This window comes from Microcystis viridis FACHB-1342, from assembly GCF_014698335.1.
Lineage (GTDB): Bacteria > Cyanobacteriota > Cyanobacteriia > Cyanobacteriales > Microcystaceae > Microcystis > Microcystis ichthyoblabe_A.
The window spans coordinates 73209-89946 of the sequence record NZ_JACJSV010000005.1 but is presented as its reverse complement, the minus strand read 5'-3'; the positions used below and the strand labels follow the sequence as shown (position 1 = coordinate 89946).

Below are 16738 nucleotides of genomic sequence, written 5' to 3'. Positions count from 1 at the left end.
TTTGCGAATTTTTTGGCTAAAAAAGTGCCAGAAACCTGAAGGGGTGACAAGCAGATTGAAAGTAAGACAGGGTGTGGGGGATAGGGAAAAACCTTGAGACTTTCCCCGCAATGAAGACGAGAGAATTAAGTTAATCAATTTCAAGGGTGACAGCGAGGAGATTTTCCCAAAAAACCACAGGCTAGACCCTGCACCCAGCCTAGACTTCAACCTCATTGTCCCCCCTTCCTTCAGCCAGACTAGATAGGATCATTGCCGGTGACTGAAAAAACCTCTTGCCTAAAAAGTCACAAATGTTATATAATGTTTGATCGTGGCCAAAATCGGTCTTAGGTGGTGCTAAAGGCACTACTGAGCAGAACCGCCTTGGTCGCTCGGTCTTCGCCGGGATACTGAAGATAAACCCTTTAAGTCCCCAAGAAACAAAGACCAGCAACAATCTAGGCAGAACCAGCAACCCTGTCTAGTCCTACTTACGAATTTAACGGGATGCCAGCTTAAATAACTCCAAAAAAGTCATTCAAGTTGGGCAGGCTGATAAAGCGGGAAAGATTTTTCTCGCTCCTATAGCCACGGCCACGTTATTTTTGATTGTCGTCTAGTAAAGATAAAGAGAACAATCCGTGTCTATCGGTATCCTCGGTACAAAACTGGGCATGACCCAAATCTTCGACAACAAAACGGGAGTCGCCATTCCCGTCACCGTCGTTCAAGCCGGTCCGTGTCCCGTCACCCAAGTCAAAACGAAAAAAACCGACGGTTATGAATCCATCCAAGTGGGATACAAAACCGTCAAAGAAAAAGCCCTCAACAAACCGCTACTCGGTCATTTAGCCAAAGCCGGTGTCTCCCCCCTGCGGCATTTAATCGAATACCGCCTCGAGGACGCATCCGCTTACACTTTAGGCCAAGAAATTACCGCCGCTATCTTCCAAGAGGGCGATTTAGTCGATGTGGCTGGAACCACCATCGGACGGGGTTTCTCCGGCTATCAAAAACGCCATAACTTCAAGCGCGGTAACATGACCCACGGTTCCAAAAACCACCGTCTCCCTGGTTCCACCGGTGCCGGTACTACCCCCGGCCGGGTTTTCCCGGGTAAGAGAATGGCCGGACAATACGGAGCCACCCAAGTGACCATCCGCAAACTGTCCGTGGTCAAAATCGATAGCGAACGCAACCTAATCCTGATCAAAGGAGCCGTCCCGGGTAAACCAGGAACCCTGTTAAACATCACCCCCGCCAAGAAATTTGGTAAATAGGGCAAGGAAAGATTAAAGCCATGGTTAACTACACAGTCAAAAATTGGCAAGGGGAAGAAGCGGGAACAGGCACCCTGGAACTGAAAACCGCTAAACCCGAAACCGCCAAACATCTAATTCACCGCGTCGTCGTCAGCCATCTAGCGGCGGCCCGCCAAGGTAATGCCTCCAGCAAAACCCGCTCGGAAGTGCGCGGCGGTGGTCGCAAACCCTGGCGGCAAAAAGGCACCGGTCGCGCCCGGGCCGGTTCGATCCGTTCTCCCCTCTGGCGTGGTGGCGGTGTCATATTCGGACCAAAACCGAGAGATTTTGAGGTTAAGGTGAATCGCAAAGAGAAAAGATTAGCCCTGAGAACCGCTTTGATCAGCCAGGCCGATAACTTTATCGTGGTGGAAAGCTTCGCCGAACAATTCTCCCAACCCAAAACCAAAGAACTCACCGCTGCCTTAAGTCGCTGGGGAGCCAGTCCAGAGGAAAAAATTCTGCTGATTTTGACGGAAATTCCCGAAAATGTCTATTTATCGGGACGTAATATCTGCAATCTCAAAATTATTCGCGCCGATAGTCTCAACGTCTATGATGTCATCCTAGCCGATCGAGTTATCGCCACCGCCGCAGCCCTAGCTAAAATTGAGGAGGTCTATGGTGCTTAGAACTGAAGCCAGACAACTCGCCGATCTGATCCTAAAACCGATCGTGACCGAGAAAGCCACCCTACTCCTAGAACAAAATAAATACGTTTTCGATGTCGCCTTGAAAGCGACCAAGCCGGAAATTCAAGCGGCGATCGAATTGCTGTTTGACGTGAAAGTAACGAAAGTGAACACCAGCCGCCCCTCTCGTCAGAAAAAACGCGTCGGCCGTTTCCTCGGTTACAAACCCCAATACAAACGTGCGATCGTGACCCTAGCAGCTGGCGACTCGATCGCCCTCTATCCCGACGTATAACCACCAAGAAACCCGATAACGGAAAACTAAACTATGGGTATTCGTTCTTTTAGACCTTTAACCCCCGGGACAAGGCAGGCGGCCATCTCCGACTTTAAGGAGATCACCAAAACCGAACCGGAAAAGTCCCTAACTCATCGCAAACACAGCAAACAAGGGCGTAATAATCGCGGTGTCGTCACCAGTCGTCACCGGGGCGGCGGCCATAAGCGCCTCTACCGGATTATCGATTTTCGTCGCGATAAACGGGATATTCCCGCCACAGTAGCGGCGATCGAGTACGATCCTAACCGTAACGCCCGCATTGCCCTACTTTTCTACAAAGACGGGGAAAAACGCTACATCATCGCCCCCGCCGGTTTAGGCGTTGGTGATACCGTCATCGCCGGAGAAAACGCTCCCTTCGAGGTCGGTAATGCCCTACCCTTAAGTCGCATCCCCCTAGGGACAGAAGTTCATAACATCGAACTCGTCCCCGGTCGCGGTGGTCAAATGGTGCGGGCTGCCGGTGGTTTCGCCCAAGTGGTAGCCAAAGAAGGCGATTACGTTACCATCCGCCTCCCCTCCAAAGAAGTACGCATGATCCGGCGTGAATGCTACGCCACCATCGGAAAAGTCGGTAACGCCGAAGCGAGAAACATCAGTCTCGGTAAAGCCGGCCGTACCCGTCACCGCGGTCAACGGCCTCATGTTCGGGGTAGCGTCATGAACCCAGTCGATCACCCGCATGGAGGTGGAGAGGGTCGCGCTCCGATCGGACGTTCCGGCCCGATGACTCCCTGGGGTAAACCCGCCCTCGGTCGCAAAACTCGCAACAAGAAAAAACGCAGTAGCGATCTGATCGTGCGCCGTCGTACCCAGGGTTAGAAATTATTACTTTACTTTTGACTGAAAATTATGGGTCGTTCACTGAAAAAGGGGCCATTTGTCGCCGGCCACCTGATGGAAAAAATCGAAAAACTCAACGCCCAGGGCAGTAAACAAGTGATTAAAACTTGGTCCCGGTCCTCGACAATCATTCCCGATATGGTCGGTCACACGATCGCCGTTCACAACGGCAAACAGCACGTTCCCGTCTATGTTTCCGAGCAGATGGTCGGTCATAAACTCGGTGAATTCGCTCCCACCCGCACCTTCCGTGGCCACGCCAAGAGCGACAAAAAAGCAGGACGGAAATAAATCAGCCGCTACTCCCTCAGTCGTCAGCTAGATAGTCGTGATCATAAACCACCAAGTTAGCTAATTTTCAAAAAATAAAAGCTGATAGCTGATGACTGATAACTGATAACTGATAACTGATAACTGAAATGACCATCGATACCTCTAACGAAGTCAAAGCGATCGCCCGCTATATTCGGATGTCACCCCTGAAAGTCAGACGGGTACTCGATCAGATCCGCGGTCGCTCCTATCGGGAAGCCCTAATTATTCTCGAATTTATGCCCTACCGGGCCTGTGATCCGATTCTGAAAGTCCTGCGTTCCGCCGTTGCCAACGCCGAAAATAACGAAGGACTCGATCCCGCCACTTTGGTGGTTAGCCAAGCCTTTGCCGATGGCGGACCGACCCTAAAACGTTTTCGACCCCGGGCCCAAGGCCGCGCCTACCAAATTCGCAAACCCACCTGTCATATCACCGTCGCCGTCGCTCCTAGCAACAAAGACTAATCACCTTAACTAAAAAAACCACAATGGGACAAAAAATCCATCCCCTCGGTTTTCGTCTCGGCGTTATCAAAGATCACAAATCTTGCTGGTATGCCGACGCGAAACGTTACCCCGAATTAGTGCAAGAAGATCGCCGCATTCGTGAATACGTCGAAAAAAACCTCGCTAATGCCGGTATCGCCGATATTCGCATCGAACGCAAGGCCGATCAAGTAGATATTTCCATCCACACCGCTCGCCCTGGAGTCGTCGTCGGTCGTGGTGGCACGGGAATCGAACAGCTGCGCCTAGGGTTGCAAAAAGCCCTCGGTGGCCAGCGTCAAATTCGCATTAACGTCATCGAAGTGGCTCGCGTTGATGCCGATGCCAACCTGATCGCCGAATACATCGCCCAACAACTAGAAAGACGGGTTTCCTTCCGTCGTGTAGTCCGGCAAGCTATCCAACGGGCGCAAAGGGCCGAAGTCAAAGGGATCAAAATTCAAGTTAGCGGTCGTCTCAACGGGGCAGAAATCGCTCGGACTGAATGGGTGCGGGAAGGACGAGTTCCCCTCCATACCCTGCGGGCCGATATCGATTACTCCTATAAAACCGCCAGCACCATCTACGGGATTCTAGGGGTGAAAGTTTGGATCTTTAAGGGCGAAATTATCCCCGGCCAAGAAGAAATTGCCGCCGCCGTTCCCGCTCAAGCACCGCGCCGTCAACAGCGTCGTCGTCAACAGTTTGAAGATCGCTCTAGCGAAGGCTGATCCCTAATATTTATCAGTGGTAAATAGCTCATGTTAAGTCCCAAAAGAACAAAATTCCGCAAACAACAGCGCGGACGGATGCGCGGGCTGGCCACCGGCGGAAATACGATTAATTTCGGCGATTTCGCCCTGCAAGCCACCGAACCCTGTTGGATTACTTCCCGTCAAATCGAAGCCGCCAGACGGGCAATGACTCGTTATATTCGTCGGGGTGGCAAAATCTGGATTCGCGTTTTTCCCGATAAACCCGTCACCCAACGGGCTGCAGAAACCCGGATGGGTTCCGGGAAAGGTTCCCCCGAATTCTGGGTAGCCGTGGTTAAACCGGGGTTCATTATGTTTGAAATTGCCGGGGTAGCCGAACCGGTAGCCCGGGAAGCAATGCGTCTAGCCGCCCAAAAATTACCGATTAAGACCAAATTTATCACTCGCGAGGAGGATTTTGTCTAATGGCTCTACCGAAAATCGCCGAAGTGAGGAAGATGAGCGATGACGACATCGCCGACGCTATCCTCGATGCCAAAAAGAAACTGTTTGAATTGCGTTTGCAACAGGCCACCCGCCGCTTGGAAAAAACCCACGAATTCAAACACACCCGCCACCGTCTTGGCCAATTATTGACCGTAGAACGAGAGCGCCAACTAGCCCAGTCCACCCCGGAGGCATAACCCGCTATGGCAGTTAAAGAAAGAGTTGGGGTAGTGGTCAGCGACAAAATGGATAAAACCGTAGTGGTAGCCATTGAAAACCGCTCTCCTCACCCTAAATACGGCAAAATCGTCGTAAAAACCCAGAAATTTAAGGCTCACGACGCAGAAAATCAAGCCAAACAAGGCGATCGAGTTCGCATTCGTGAAACCCGCCCCCTCAGTAAAACCAAACGTTGGGAAGTGGCGGAAATATTAACCGATAGTTAAATTTCACCTAGGTAAAAACCGTGATTCAACAACAAACCTACTTAAATGTCGCTGACAATAGCGGGGCGCGGAAACTAATGTGTCTGCGGGTGCTGGGAACAGGTAACTGTACCTACGGTGGCATCGGTGACAAAATTATCGCCGTGGTTAAGGACGCTATCCCCAATATGCCCGTGAAAAAATCCGATGTGGTCACTGCGGTGATTGTGCGGACCCGTCAAACCGTCCGTCGCGATAGTGGCATGAGCATCCGTTTTGATGATAACGCCGCCGTGATTATTAATAATGACGGTAATCCCAAAGGTACGCGGGTTTTTGGTCCGGTCGCTCGGGAATTGCGCGATAAAAACTACACCAAAATTGTTTCCTTAGCCCCAGAAGTTCTCTGATCAAAGTGAAAAGTATCAAGGCAATTGGCTGATGGCTAGTCTAAAACTTTTCACACTTTGAGGTCAAAAAAAATGAGTAAGAAAAACATTCAAACCCCGCCCCAAAGGCAAAAAATGCACGTTAAAAAAGGGGATGTCGTTCAAGTAATCGCCGGTTCCGATAAGGGCAAGGTGGGCGAAATTTTACGCGCTCTACCCCAAGAAAGTACCGTGGTGGTCAAGGGAGTTAATATCCGCACCAAACATACTAAACCCCAACAGGAAGGGGAATCGGGTCAAATCGTTACCTACGAAGCACCGATTCACAGTTCCAAAGTGATGCTTTATTCCGAGAAGAAAAAAATCGCCAGTCGGGTGGGTTATACCTTTACCGAAGACGGTCGGAAAGTGCGGATACTGAAGAAAACTGGCGAAATTATCGATTAGTTTCCCATCAATTCTAGTTCCTGACCAAGCCCAGGAAAAGCAAGCAGCAAAACTATGAGCCAAAAACTAAAAACCACCTATCAAGAAACCATTGTTCCTAAACTGAAAGAACAATTTGGTTATACCAATATCCACCAAGTACCTAAAGTTATCAAAATTACTGTTAACCGCGGTCTTGGGGAAGCTTCACAAAACGCCAAAGCTTTGGAGTCTTCCAAGGAGGAACTGTCCACCATCACCGGACAACAACCGGTAGTGACTAGAGCTAAAAAAGCGATCGCTGGCTTTAAAATTCGCGAAGGAATGCCCGTGGGTGTCATGGTGACATTGCGCGGCGATCGAATGTACGCTTTTTTAGACCGTCTCATTAATCTGGCCTTACCACGCATTCGCGACTTTCGCGGTATCAGCGGTAACAGTTTTGATGGTCGTGGTAACTACAGTTTAGGCATTCGTGAACAGTTGATCTTCCCTGAAATTGAATACGACAAAATCGATCAAATTCGCGGGATGGACATCTCAATCATCACCACCGCTAAAAACGACGAAGAAGGACGCGCCCTCCTCAAAGAGATGGGAATGCCCTTTAGATAAATCAATCAAGAGAAAAGTAAACAGTGACCAGTAAATAAGTGAACAGCAAACAGTAAACAGTAAACAGTCAACAGTGAACAGTCAACAGTGATTGAGTGAAAAGACAGCAGGAACCTGCTATTTAATACTACTCACTTAATACTCAAATCTGATAACTGACCTACTGATAACTGATAACTGATAACTGATAACTGACCACTGATGTTGATCCCAATTTAGGAGAAAAACAGGTAATTCATGTCTGCTAACGATACCATCTCGGATATGCTGACCCGCATCCGTAACGCTTGCGCGGTTCGGCAGACCACTACTCAAATCCCCACCACGCGGATGACGCGCAGTATTGCCCAAGTTCTCAAGGACGAAGGCTTTATTGCTGACTTTGAGGAAGTGGGTGAGGGGATTAAATCTCAATTAGTTCTTTCCCTCAAATATAAAGGCAAAAACCGTCAACCGATCATTACTACCCTCACCAGAGTCAGTAAACCGGGCCTGCGAGTTTATTCCAACAGTAAAGACTTACCTCGCGTCCTCGGTGGCATTGGCATCGCCATTGTTTCCACCTCTAAAGGCATTATGACCGATCGCGAAGCGCGTAAACAAAACGTTGGCGGCGAAGTCCTTTGCTACATCTGGTAAACAAGGATAAGCTATCAGCCGTCAGCCTTTCCCAGTTTAAACCCGATAGCTGACCCACTGATAACTCTTCCCTGATAACTGATAACTGATAACTGATAACTGTTATGTCTCGTATTGGCAAACGCCCGATCCCTATTCCCAATAAAGTCACCGTCGATATCGATGGTGCTACCGTGACGGTGAAAGGACCTAAAGGAACTCTCCAGAGAACCCTACCCACCGCCGTCGCCATCAATAAAGATGGCGAAACTCTGCTCGTTACCCGTCAAGACGATTCCCGTACCGCCAGAGAACGCCACGGACTCTGTAGAACTCTAGTAGCCAACATGGTGGAAGGAGTCGCTACCGGCTTTCAAAAACGCCTAGATATCCAAGGGGTGGGCTACCGCGCCCAGGCGCAGGGTAGTAAATTAGTTCTTAACGTCGGTTACAGTAAACCCGTGGAAATGGAGATGCCCGATGGTGTTTCCGTCGCCGTAGAAAACAACACCCAAGTTATCGTCAGTGGCATCGACAAAGAAGCCGTCGGTAACATTGCCGCTAAAATCCGCGAAGTTCGTCCCCCCGAACCTTATAAAGGTAAAGGGATTCGCTATCTTGGTGAAGTCGTCCGTCGCAAAGTTGGTAAAGCTGGCGGTAAAGGCGCTAAAGGCGGTAAAGGAGGTAAAAAATAAACCATGAAACTTAGTCGCAAAGAATCAGTCCGTCGTCGTCACCAGCGTGTGCGTCGCAAAATTAATGGCACTGCTGAACGGCCGCGTTTATCCGTATTTCGTTCTAATAACCACATCTACGCCCAAATTATCGACGACGTAGCCCAACATACCCTCGCGGCCGCTTCTACCCTAGAGGCCACCTTGCGCGGGGAATTGGCATCCACCGCTACCCAAGAAGCCTCGGCTGCCGTGGGTAAACTGGTGGCCCAACGGGCCCTAGACAAAGGCATTGAACAAGTGGTTTTTGATCGCGGTGGCAATCTCTATCACGGTCGCGTCAAAGCCTTAGCAGAAGCGGCTCGGTCAGCCGGCTTAAACTTCTAAAATATCCTTTCAACACTGATAAAACTATGGCAAAACGTCGCAAAGGCAACCGCGAAAAAGAAAAAGAAACCACTTGGCAAGAGCGGGTTATCCAGATCCGCCGGGTTAGTAAAGTGGTTAAGGGTGGTAAAAAACTCAGCTTCCGGGCTATCGTCGTGGTCGGTAATGAAAACGGCCAGGTGGGAGTGGGAGTCGGCAAAGCAGGGGACGTTATCGGGGCCGTCCGTAAAGGCGTGGCCGATGGCAAAAAACAACTAATTGAAGTCTCCTTAACTAAGGCTAGTTCTATCACTCACCTCACCCGGGGTGCTTCCGGAGGCGCTCAAGTGATTATGCGTCCGGCTGCTCCGGGGACTGGGGTTATTGCCGGGGGTGCTGTCCGTACCGTTTTAGAATTGGCTGGGGTAAAAAATATCCTCGCTAAACAACTCGGTAGCGATAACCCCCTCAATAACGCTAGAGCCGCCGTTAACGCCCTGGAAACTCTCCGCACTTTCTCGGAAGTTGCTAAGGATCGAGGCGTATCTATAGAACATTTGTACACATAGAGAAATCACCATGAAACTCCACGAAATCGCCCCCCAACCGGGGTCAACTAAACGCCGTCGTCGTGTGGGACGGGGTGTCTCGGCCGGCCAGGGCGCTAGTTGCGGTCTGGGAATGCGCGGACAAAAATCTCGCTCTGGGACGGGGACTCGTCCCGGTTTTGAGGGGGGACAAATGCCCCTCTATCGTCGGGTACCCAAATTAAAGCATTTTCCTTTGGTTAACCCCCGTCAATACACGATCGTTAATCTGAGAAAATTAGCTTCTTTACCCGCTAATACGGAAGTTACCTTGGAAAGTCTCCTAAAAGCTAACATTCTCACCAGCAACGACGGCCCTTTAAAAGTTCTGGGTGATGGTGAAATTACCGTTCCCCTCAAGGTGAAGGCCGCCGCTTTTAGCAATAGTGCTAAAGAGAAAATTACCGCCGCTCAAGGTACTTGGGAAGAGATATAAATTTCCCAGCAGATTAGGAGGCAGGAGACAGGAGACAGGAGACAGGAGGCAAAAGGCAAAAGGTAAAAGGTAAAGGGCAGCTTTGTTCTCCCCACACCCCACACCCCACACCCTAACACCCAATCCCCACACCCTAACACCCAATCCCCAAGACCAGATTGCTATATCATAAGAAACACAGGGGAAATCTTAAAAAAATCGAGAAAGTTTTCCCCCTCGATTACTTTTTCCCATAAAAAAAACTGCACTAGAGGTAACTGTTAATGGTCGTCAGTCGTGATAAGGCTCCCACGGCACAGGAAACGTTTATGCAAATGGCACAAGCGGCCGGTTTACGCGGTCGCTTGTTGATTACATTGGGTTTACTGGTTCTGCTCCGTTTTGGGATGTTTGTACCGATCCCCGGTTTGGATCGGGCAAGATTAGCAGAAATTATTCAAAGTAACGCCGCTTTGGGAATCCTTGACCTGTTTACTGGGGGAGGATTATCGACGTTAGGGATTTTTGCCCTCGGCATTCTTCCCTATATCAACGCCTCAATTATCGTGCAACTACTCACCGCGGCCCTTCCTTCTTTGGAAGATTTACAGAAAAATGAAGGAGAGGCAGGACGGCGAAAAATTGCCCAAATTACCCGTTATATTGCCTTTGCTTGGTCAATTATTCAAAGTATCGGTATTACTCTCGGTTTATTGGTGGCTAACGGCGTTGTGGCTGGAACTTTACCCTCGATCGCCGCTACGGTTCTCGCTTTAGTGGCCGGTTCTATGTTCGTGATGTGGATTTCGGAACTGATTACGGAACGCGGTCTGGGAAATGGAGCATCTTTGCTGATTTTTGTCAACATTGTCGCTGTTTTACCAAAAACCCTCGGTGATACGATTACTTTTGCTCAACAGGGTGGCCGACAAGCGATCGCTCAAGTGGTGATTCTCTTGCTGGTTTTCTTGGTGATGATTATCGGCATTGTTTTTGTTCAGGAGGGAACCCGTCGGATTCCGATTGTTTCTGCCCGTCGTCAAGTGGGTCGTCGTCTCTATCGGGAAAGAACCAGTTATCTACCCCTACGACTCAATCAAGGGGGCGTGATGCCGATTATTTTCGCCTCCGCAGTGTTGGTCTTACCTTTTCAATTGGTGCAAGCTTTACCCACGGATAACCCGGTCGGTCAGGTTTTAGTCCAGCTGGTTAATGCCCTGCGTCCCGATAGTTGGGGTTATGTGGCTTTTTATAGCTTACTAATTCTCGGTTTTAGTTTCTTCTACGCTTCCCTGATCGTTAACCCTAAGGATATGTCCCAAAACCTGAAAAAAATGGGGACCAGTATTCCGGGGATTCGTCCGGGGACCGCTACTACTAATTATCTGGAAGGGGTGCTGAATCGTCTCACCCTTTTGGGCGCTCTCTTTTTAAGTTTGGTGGCTACTGTGCCGACTGTAGTAGAAAGCGCCACCGGTGTCACCACTTTTCGCGGTTTGGGGGCAACTTCCCTGTTAATTCTGGTGGGGGTGGCGATCGATACGGCGAAACAAATTCAAACCTATGTCATCTCTCAACGCTATGAGGGCATGATTAAACAGTAGTTAGATATTCAGCCAGTGACCTTTTAGCGGTTACTGGTTGTTTTTTCCCTTAAAACCCTATATTTAATCCATGAGCAAACGGATCGGTGTGATATTTTTGGGACCGCCCGGATCGGGAAAAGGGACCCAAGCGGCAAAATTAGCGGAATCTCTGACGATTCCCCATATTTCTACCGGTGAAATTTTACGTCAAGCAATTACAGAGAAGACAGAACTTGGTCAGCAAGCACAAGCTTATGTGGAAAAGGGCGAATTAGTCCCCGATGAGTTGTTATTGGGTTTAATTCAGGAACGTTTAAAACAGCCTGACAGTGCTAAGGGTTGGATTCTTGATGGGTTTCCCCGCACGGTGGCACAGGCGAGCTTTTTAGACGCATTACTGGAAGAATTGGCCGATAGTTACACATTTGTGGTTAATTTGGCTGTACCGGATACGGTCTTAATTGAGCGTCTCATGCAACGGGGTCGTCAAGATGATACTAAAGAAACGATCGCCCGTCGCCTACAGGTTTATATCGACCAAACTGCCCCCGTTTTAGATTATTACGGTCAAAAGGGGACTCTTAACCATATCGACGGTAATCAACCGATGGACGCGGTTACTGCCGCTTTAACAGCAGTTGTCATTCCTGGGTAAAGTTTCCCTCAGTCAGTCATCAGTTATCAGTTATCAGTAATCAGTTATCAGTGATCAGTCAGTAAAAATTACCACTTTTTATAAGTTTTTTATATCAAACAAGCTTTAATAGTTGAGAATATTTAAATTTACATTTCGCAATATTTATCTTTTCTTAAGAATTTATTGAAAATAATTCTCATTTGTTTACGAGGTTGCAATACTTCCAGCGATTATGGTATAATTTCGCAGTATGAAATGATGGGTTCCTCTGTGCTTTTTGGGGTTTTTAGCTGTCTGTTGATCCTGAAAACCCTTGCTAAATCTACACTCACCTATTCAGCAACAGCAATAAATGGCAGTTAAAGAGCCTTTTTTCAGCCAACCCGTTGATCAATTAATTGTGTAGTTTTGTTGCAAAGAGAAAGTTTTTTTGACAAAAAGAACAAAGTGTGCTACTGAGTGATCTATATATTTGTTCTCCCCACACCCTACACCCCACACCCCACACCCCACACCCCACACCCCACACCCCACACCCTACACCCCAATCTCCTATAGGGGAAACTTTACCCTTGCCCCTGCGTCTTGAGCCTCTAAGCAAATAAGTGTCAAGCTTGCGATAGAATAGATCGGACTTAGCCTAAATGGGGTGAGCGAAAGAATGTGCGGAATTGTTGGCTATATCGGAACCCAAACAGCGATCGATATTCTCCTAGCTGGATTGGAACGTTTAGAATATCGGGGTTATGATTCGGCAGGGATTGCCACAATTCTCGAAGGTGAATTACATCGAGTCCGCGCCCAGGGAAAACTCTACAATCTGCGAGAAAAATTAGAACAGGAAGTTAATCCCTCCCAAATTGGCATCGGTCACACCCGTTGGGCAACCCACGGCAAACCCATAGAAAGTAATGCCCATCCCCACACGGATAATAGTCAACGGGTGGCAGTGGTACAGAATGGCATTGTCGAAAATTTTCAGGCATTAAGAACAGAATTAAAGGAAAAAGGCTGTATATTTGACTCGGAAACCGACACAGAAGTTATTCCCCATCTAATCGCCAGTTATCTACCCAAACCTACCGATGAAGAAGACTTAGGGGTGAGTCCTTTCCTCAAGGCAGTTTTAAGGGCGATCGAACGTTTAGAGGGTGCTTTTGCCCTAGGGGTGATTAGTCCCGATTATCCCGATGAATTGATTGTCGTGCGGCAACACGCCCCTTTAATCATCGGTTTCGGTCAAGGGGAGTTTTTCTGTGCCTCCGATGTTAGTGCTTTGGTTCCCCATACCCGGGCAGTGCTGTCCTTGGATAATGGCGAAATCGCTCGGTTAACACCCTTGGGAGTAGAAATTTATAATTTTGAAGGGAAAAGAGTCCGTAAAAGCCCCAGAGTCCTCGATTGGAGTCCGACCAACGTAGAAAAACAGGGCTATCGTCACTTCATGCTCAAGGAAATCCACGAACAACCAGGAGTGGTGCGCGACTGTTTAGGGACCTATCTGCATCCCCATTGGACAGCACAAAATGGTGATAATGTCAACCCGATAAATCTTAATTTTTCTGAGGAAATTTACGAAAATTTAGAACATATTCAGATTTTAGCCTGTGGAACCAGTTGGCACGCTAGTTTAGTGGGTAAATACTTGATTGAGCAGTTGGCAGGTATTCCCACAAGAGTACAGTACGCCTCGGAATTTCGCTATGCACCCACCCCCCTGATGCCCAATACTTTAACCATCGGGGTGACGCAATCGGGGGAAACAGCCGACACTTTAGCGGCTTTGGAAACGGAAAAACAGCGTCGTTTAGGATTAGAAAAAAAATATCAGGCCCGGATTATCGGGATTACTAATCGCCCCGAAAGTACCCTAGCACAAATGGTCGATCAGATTATTAATACCCAAGCGGGGATCGAAATCGGGGTGGCGGCAACTAAGAGTTTTACCGCCCAGTTATTGGGTTTTTATCTCTTAGCTTTGGATTTATCCTATCGTCGTCAAACTCTGTCTTTAGAGAGAATCGAGGAAATTATTAATCAAATGCGATCGCTGCCAAGATCGATCGAAACTGTCTTAGAAACACAGGAAAAAGCGATCGAAGAATTGGCCCATGAATTTAATGACACCCAGGACTTTATTTTCTTGGGACGGGGGATTAATTTCCCCATCGCTTTAGAAGGGGCCTTAAAACTCAAAGAAATCAGTTATATTCATGCGGAAGGCTATCCCGCCGGAGAAATGAAACACGGACCAATTGCGCTTTTAGATGCAAAAGTTCCCGTAGTAGCGATTGCGATGCCGGGGATAGTTTATGATAAGGTTCTCTCCAATGCACAGGAAGCAAAAGCAAGGGATGCGCGGTTATTGGGAGTAGTTGCTGACAGCGATACGGAAGCACCAAAAGTCTTTAATGATTTGTTGTATGTGCCGGAAATTGAGGAATTATTATCGCCAATTTTAACAGTAATTCCCCTACAATTGCTCTCCTATCATATCGCAGCCCGTCGCGGTTTAGACGTGGATCAGCCGCGCAATTTAGCCAAAAGTGTCACGGTGGAATAGGGTTCGGTTGGGGGAGATTCAGCTAATCTAAGGATAGGCGGTTAAAATGCGTCTTAGCTTACATGGGCATTTTAATTTTTTATTCTTGATAAACATCTTGTCGGTGTCCGATTCTAGTAACCTTTATTATTTTATCATTATCCTCTATTGTGTAAACAATGCGGTAATCACCAACACGAAGCCGATACATTTTATCTTCTCCTTTTAGTTTTACAACACCAGAGGGACGGGGATCTTGCTGTAATTTCTCAAGACTGTCACTCACCCGTTGCCTAATCGAAGAAGGTAATTTTTTAAATTCTTTAGCCGCAGAGGTTTTCAATCGAATTTGATAATTACTCATCGAATGTATTTTCTGTTTCTAATTCTTGTTTTAATTCATCCCAAGAAATTTCTGATTCATTTTCTCGACTACGAGAGACTAAAATATCAGAAAAGTCTTCCCAAAGCTCTCCCCATTCTTCTAAGTCAATGAGAACAGCTTTCTTTTCCCCTTTTTCATTAATCACAAAGTTAATTCCTTTCATAATTGTTTGATAACTTGAACTTATATAGGAGCGATCAATCTTTGTGTCCTTTGTGTCTTTGTGGTTTGTTCCACCTCCTCGCCAGTTTTAAGTAGGTAGGCGTTAAAAATTATCAGATGCCCCCCTTATCAAGGGGGGACTAAGGGGGGATCGGCACTCCCCTTATCAAGGGGGGCAGGGGGGATCGAACCTAAAATCCATCTTTAATTCAATTATAACCAGCTACTTAGAATATATTTTACCCAGAAAACCTAAGAGATCCCCCGATTTTCAGTACAATATTACTGCAATATTAAAAGCAGTGAACAAATAAACAGCGATGATCACCGGCGAATTAAAATCCAAAATAGATAAACTTTGGACAACCTTCTGGAATAACGGCATTAGTAACCCGCTTTCGGTAATCGAGCAGATTTCCTATTTACTCTTCATCAAGCGCCTAGATGACCTAGAACTAGCTAAGGAGCGTAAATCCCAAAGATTAGGCGAAAACCTCGAAAATCCCACCTTTACCCCCAGCCAACAGCATATCCGTTGGTCCCACTTCAAAAATCTCGATGATGCCGAGACAATGCTCCAGATTGTCCGGGATGAAGCGTTTCCCTTTATCAAAGATCTGGGGCAATTGTCCAAGGGTAGCACCTACGCTAAACACATGAAGGACGCGGTGTTTCTCATCGCCTCCCCGGCCCTGCTGGGGACAGTAATCGAACAAATTGAAAAAATCCCCATGGAGGATCGGGACACCAAAGGCGACCTTTACGAGTATATGCTCTCGAAACTGAGTACAGCCGGGACTAACGGACAGTTTCGCACACCGCGCCATATTATCAAAATGATGGTGGAGTTATTAGCGCCGGGACCCCGGGAGGTTATCTGTGATCCGGCCTGTGGCACAGGAGGCTTTTTAGTGGCGGCTGCCGAGTATGTGCGGGAGTTAAAGGACAGCGAGGGGGGACGTTTGCTCCATGAACGCGGCAACCTAGAGCATTTCAATAACCAAATGTTCCACGGTTTTGATTTCGATGGGACGATGTTACGCATCGGCAGCATGAACCTGATGTTACACGGTATCGAGCAGCCGATTATCGAGGCCCGGGATTCCCTATCGGAGGATCACGCCGGGGTAGAGGATAGTTTTACCATGATTCTGGCTAATCCACCGTTTAAGGGTTCGCTGGAGAAGTCCACTATTGCCAAGGATTTATCGAAAATCATCGACACCACTAAAACCGAGTTATTATTCATGGCCCTGTTTTTGCGCTTGCTGAAGACGGGGGGAAAAGGTGCGGTAATTGTGCCGGATGGGGTGCTATTTGGCTCGTCCAAGGCCCATAAGGACATCCGCACCATCTTGGTAGAAGAACATAAGCTAGAGGGGGTGATATCGATGCCGTCGGGGGTGTTTAAACCTTATGCGGGGGTATCTACCGCGATCCTGATTTTTACGAAGCTGGGGGTAAGGGAAAAGGGGACTGACTTCGTTTGGTTTTATGACATGGTGGCGGATGGTTTCTCTCTCGATGATAAGCGCCAACCGATTGCCGATAATGATATCCCAGACTTGCTGCGCTGTTGGCAGCAACGCGACTCCGCTAAGGATACCAATCGCAAAGGGAAGGCGTTTTTTGTGCCTCGCGAGGAGATTCAGGCCAATGCTTATGATCTATCAATTAACCGCTATAAGGAGATAGAGTACGAGGAAGTGAGCTATGAGCCGCCGAAGGTGATTTTACAGAAGTTAAGGGCTTTAGAGGCTGATATTCGTCAGGATTTGGACGCATTAGAGGAGATGTTAGGAGATTAGGAG

At 48.0% G+C, this 16738-nt stretch carries 24 protein-coding genes; 22 read left to right on the top strand and 2 right to left on the bottom strand.

Translation table 11 applies throughout. The annotated features are described in order from the left end of the window. Positions 1-623: 623 nt before the first annotated feature. From rplC to glmS, 21 genes are all read left to right on the top strand, one after another. Positions 624-1262, top strand: a complete 639-nt coding sequence (gene rplC, locus H6G40_RS03415) for a 50S ribosomal protein L3 (RefSeq protein ID WP_002734589.1) — start codon at positions 624-626, stop codon at positions 1260-1262. A 20-nt stretch (positions 1263-1282) separates the two neighbouring features. Next, a complete protein-coding gene (rplD, locus tag H6G40_RS03410; RefSeq protein ID WP_002732765.1) occupies positions 1283-1915 on the top strand; it encodes a 50S ribosomal protein L4 in 633 nt (210 codons plus the stop codon). Next, complete coding sequence (locus H6G40_RS03405; RefSeq protein WP_002753910.1) at positions 1905-2210, top strand: 50S ribosomal protein L23; 306 nt, start codon at positions 1905-1907, stop codon at positions 2208-2210. The genes rplD and H6G40_RS03405 overlap by 11 nt, the downstream gene beginning before the upstream one ends. Before the next feature lie 33 nt (positions 2211-2243). After that, positions 2244-3077 (top strand): 50S ribosomal protein L2, encoded by an 834-nt coding sequence (gene rplB / locus H6G40_RS03400; RefSeq protein WP_002734317.1) that lies wholly within the window; start codon positions 2244-2246, stop codon positions 3075-3077. 30 nt (positions 3078-3107) lie between these two features. Then, positions 3108-3389, top strand: a complete 282-nt coding sequence (gene rpsS, locus H6G40_RS03395) for a 30S ribosomal protein S19 (protein WP_002732809.1) — start codon at positions 3108-3110, stop codon at positions 3387-3389. A gap of 128 nt (positions 3390-3517) precedes the next feature. Next, the gene (gene rplV / locus H6G40_RS03390; protein ID WP_002746605.1) at positions 3518-3877 is read left to right on the top strand and encodes a 50S ribosomal protein L22; all 360 of its coding nucleotides are present in this window, start codon (positions 3518-3520) and stop codon (positions 3875-3877) included. A 23-nt stretch (positions 3878-3900) separates the two neighbouring features. After that, positions 3901-4629 (top strand): 30S ribosomal protein S3, encoded by a 729-nt coding sequence (gene rpsC, locus H6G40_RS03385; RefSeq protein WP_002733683.1) that lies wholly within the window; start codon positions 3901-3903, stop codon positions 4627-4629. Positions 4630-4659: 30 nt separating this feature from the next. Next, positions 4660-5079, top strand: coding sequence for a 50S ribosomal protein L16 (gene rplP / locus H6G40_RS03380; RefSeq protein WP_002734310.1), 420 nt, complete (start codon positions 4660-4662; stop codon positions 5077-5079). Then, positions 5079-5297: a 50S ribosomal protein L29 gene (gene rpmC / locus H6G40_RS03375; protein WP_002746608.1), complete on the top strand. Its 219-nt coding sequence runs from the start codon at positions 5079-5081 to the stop codon at positions 5295-5297. The genes rplP and rpmC overlap by 1 nt, the downstream gene beginning before the upstream one ends. Positions 5298-5303: 6 nt before the next feature. After that, positions 5304-5546, top strand: coding sequence for a 30S ribosomal protein S17 (gene rpsQ / locus H6G40_RS03370; RefSeq protein ID WP_002734070.1), 243 nt, complete (start codon positions 5304-5306; stop codon positions 5544-5546). 20 nt (positions 5547-5566) lie between these two features. After that, entirely contained in the window at positions 5567-5935 is a 369-nt protein-coding gene (rplN, locus tag H6G40_RS03365; RefSeq protein ID WP_002732358.1) for a 50S ribosomal protein L14, read from the top strand. A gap of 72 nt (positions 5936-6007) precedes the next feature. Next, entirely contained in the window at positions 6008-6361 is a 354-nt protein-coding gene (gene rplX, locus H6G40_RS03360) for a 50S ribosomal protein L24 (protein WP_002733835.1), read from the top strand. A 54-nt stretch (positions 6362-6415) separates the two neighbouring features. Then, the gene (rplE, locus tag H6G40_RS03355; RefSeq protein WP_002734750.1) at positions 6416-6955 is read left to right on the top strand and encodes a 50S ribosomal protein L5; all 540 of its coding nucleotides are present in this window, start codon (positions 6416-6418) and stop codon (positions 6953-6955) included. 237 nt (positions 6956-7192) lie between these two features. Beyond that, a complete protein-coding gene (gene rpsH, locus H6G40_RS03350; protein WP_002734721.1) occupies positions 7193-7594 on the top strand; it encodes a 30S ribosomal protein S8 in 402 nt (133 codons plus the stop codon). Between the two features lie 104 nt (positions 7595-7698). Further along, positions 7699-8268, top strand: a complete 570-nt coding sequence (gene rplF, locus H6G40_RS03345) for a 50S ribosomal protein L6 (protein ID WP_069475528.1) — start codon at positions 7699-7701, stop codon at positions 8266-8268. Between the two features lie 3 nt (positions 8269-8271). After that, the gene (rplR, locus tag H6G40_RS03340) at positions 8272-8634 is read left to right on the top strand and encodes a 50S ribosomal protein L18 (protein WP_002733383.1); all 363 of its coding nucleotides are present in this window, start codon (positions 8272-8274) and stop codon (positions 8632-8634) included. A gap of 26 nt (positions 8635-8660) precedes the next feature. After that, the gene (rpsE, locus tag H6G40_RS03335; RefSeq protein WP_002733669.1) at positions 8661-9182 is read left to right on the top strand and encodes a 30S ribosomal protein S5; all 522 of its coding nucleotides are present in this window, start codon (positions 8661-8663) and stop codon (positions 9180-9182) included. Between the two features lie 10 nt (positions 9183-9192). Continuing rightward, on the top strand, positions 9193-9636 hold the full coding sequence (rplO, locus tag H6G40_RS03330) for a 50S ribosomal protein L15 (RefSeq protein WP_002731743.1): 444 nt from the start codon (positions 9193-9195) through the stop codon (positions 9634-9636). Between the two features lie 263 nt (positions 9637-9899). Next, positions 9900-11219, top strand: coding sequence for a preprotein translocase subunit SecY (secY, locus tag H6G40_RS03325; protein WP_002753894.1), 1320 nt, complete (start codon positions 9900-9902; stop codon positions 11217-11219). A 70-nt stretch (positions 11220-11289) separates the two neighbouring features. Beyond that, on the top strand, positions 11290-11856 hold the full coding sequence (locus H6G40_RS03320) for an adenylate kinase (RefSeq protein ID WP_002777682.1): 567 nt from the start codon (positions 11290-11292) through the stop codon (positions 11854-11856). A 643-nt stretch (positions 11857-12499) separates the two neighbouring features. Continuing rightward, on the top strand, positions 12500-14401 hold the full coding sequence (gene glmS / locus H6G40_RS03315) for a glutamine--fructose-6-phosphate transaminase (isomerizing) (RefSeq protein WP_190537284.1): 1902 nt from the start codon (positions 12500-12502) through the stop codon (positions 14399-14401). A gap of 79 nt (positions 14402-14480) precedes the next feature. Here glmS and H6G40_RS03310 read toward each other — a convergent pair whose 3' ends face one another. Both H6G40_RS03310 and H6G40_RS03305 read right to left on the bottom strand, forming a co-directional pair. After that, positions 14481-14744: a type II toxin-antitoxin system RelE family toxin gene (locus tag H6G40_RS03310; RefSeq protein ID WP_002733564.1), complete on the bottom strand. Its 264-nt coding sequence runs from the start codon at positions 14742-14744 to the stop codon at positions 14481-14483. Next, positions 14737-14928 carry a hypothetical protein gene (locus H6G40_RS03305; RefSeq protein ID WP_002734734.1) on the bottom strand — a complete coding sequence of 64 codons (192 nt, stop codon included), beginning with the start codon at positions 14926-14928 and terminating at the stop codon, positions 14737-14739. The genes H6G40_RS03310 and H6G40_RS03305 overlap by 8 nt, the downstream gene beginning before the upstream one ends. A gap of 319 nt (positions 14929-15247) precedes the next feature. Here H6G40_RS03305 and H6G40_RS03300 point away from each other — a divergent pair, with 319 nt between their 5' ends. After that, positions 15248-16735: a type I restriction-modification system subunit M gene (locus tag H6G40_RS03300; RefSeq protein ID WP_190537282.1), complete on the top strand. Its 1488-nt coding sequence runs from the start codon at positions 15248-15250 to the stop codon at positions 16733-16735. Positions 16736-16738: the final 3 nt, after the last annotated feature.

Coding starts and splice junctions, on each gene's coding strand:
- H6G40_RS03305 (WP_002734734.1), bottom strand. CDS start 14,928: ATGAAAGGAATTAACTTTGTGATTAATGAAAAAGGGGAAAAGAAAGCT.
- rpsC (WP_002733683.1), top strand. CDS start 3,901: ATGGGACAAAAAATCCATCCCCTCGGTTTTCGTCTCGGCGTTATCAAA.
- rplD (WP_002732765.1), top strand. CDS start 1,283: ATGGTTAACTACACAGTCAAAAATTGGCAAGGGGAAGAAGCGGGAACA.
- rpsS (WP_002732809.1), top strand. CDS start 3,108: ATGGGTCGTTCACTGAAAAAGGGGCCATTTGTCGCCGGCCACCTGATG.
- rpmC (WP_002746608.1), top strand. CDS start 5,079: ATGGCTCTACCGAAAATCGCCGAAGTGAGGAAGATGAGCGATGACGAC.
- glmS (WP_190537284.1), top strand. CDS start 12,500: ATGTGCGGAATTGTTGGCTATATCGGAACCCAAACAGCGATCGATATT.
- rplV (WP_002746605.1), top strand. CDS start 3,518: ATGACCATCGATACCTCTAACGAAGTCAAAGCGATCGCCCGCTATATT.
- rplX (WP_002733835.1), top strand. CDS start 6,008: ATGAGTAAGAAAAACATTCAAACCCCGCCCCAAAGGCAAAAAATGCAC.
- rplO (WP_002731743.1), top strand. CDS start 9,193: ATGAAACTCCACGAAATCGCCCCCCAACCGGGGTCAACTAAACGCCGT.
- rplE (WP_002734750.1), top strand. CDS start 6,416: ATGAGCCAAAAACTAAAAACCACCTATCAAGAAACCATTGTTCCTAAA.
- secY (WP_002753894.1), top strand. CDS start 9,900: ATGGTCGTCAGTCGTGATAAGGCTCCCACGGCACAGGAAACGTTTATG.
- rpsE (WP_002733669.1), top strand. CDS start 8,661: ATGGCAAAACGTCGCAAAGGCAACCGCGAAAAAGAAAAAGAAACCACT.
- rpsH (WP_002734721.1), top strand. CDS start 7,193: ATGTCTGCTAACGATACCATCTCGGATATGCTGACCCGCATCCGTAAC.
- rplR (WP_002733383.1), top strand. CDS start 8,272: ATGAAACTTAGTCGCAAAGAATCAGTCCGTCGTCGTCACCAGCGTGTG.
- rplB (WP_002734317.1), top strand. CDS start 2,244: ATGGGTATTCGTTCTTTTAGACCTTTAACCCCCGGGACAAGGCAGGCG.
- H6G40_RS03300 (WP_190537282.1), top strand. CDS start 15,248: ATGATCACCGGCGAATTAAAATCCAAAATAGATAAACTTTGGACAACC.
- rplP (WP_002734310.1), top strand. CDS start 4,660: ATGTTAAGTCCCAAAAGAACAAAATTCCGCAAACAACAGCGCGGACGG.
- rpsQ (WP_002734070.1), top strand. CDS start 5,304: ATGGCAGTTAAAGAAAGAGTTGGGGTAGTGGTCAGCGACAAAATGGAT.
- H6G40_RS03320 (WP_002777682.1), top strand. CDS start 11,290: ATGAGCAAACGGATCGGTGTGATATTTTTGGGACCGCCCGGATCGGGA.
- H6G40_RS03405 (WP_002753910.1), top strand. CDS start 1,905: ATGGTGCTTAGAACTGAAGCCAGACAACTCGCCGATCTGATCCTAAAA.
- H6G40_RS03310 (WP_002733564.1), bottom strand. CDS start 14,744: ATGAGTAATTATCAAATTCGATTGAAAACCTCTGCGGCTAAAGAATTT.
- rplF (WP_069475528.1), top strand. CDS start 7,699: ATGTCTCGTATTGGCAAACGCCCGATCCCTATTCCCAATAAAGTCACC.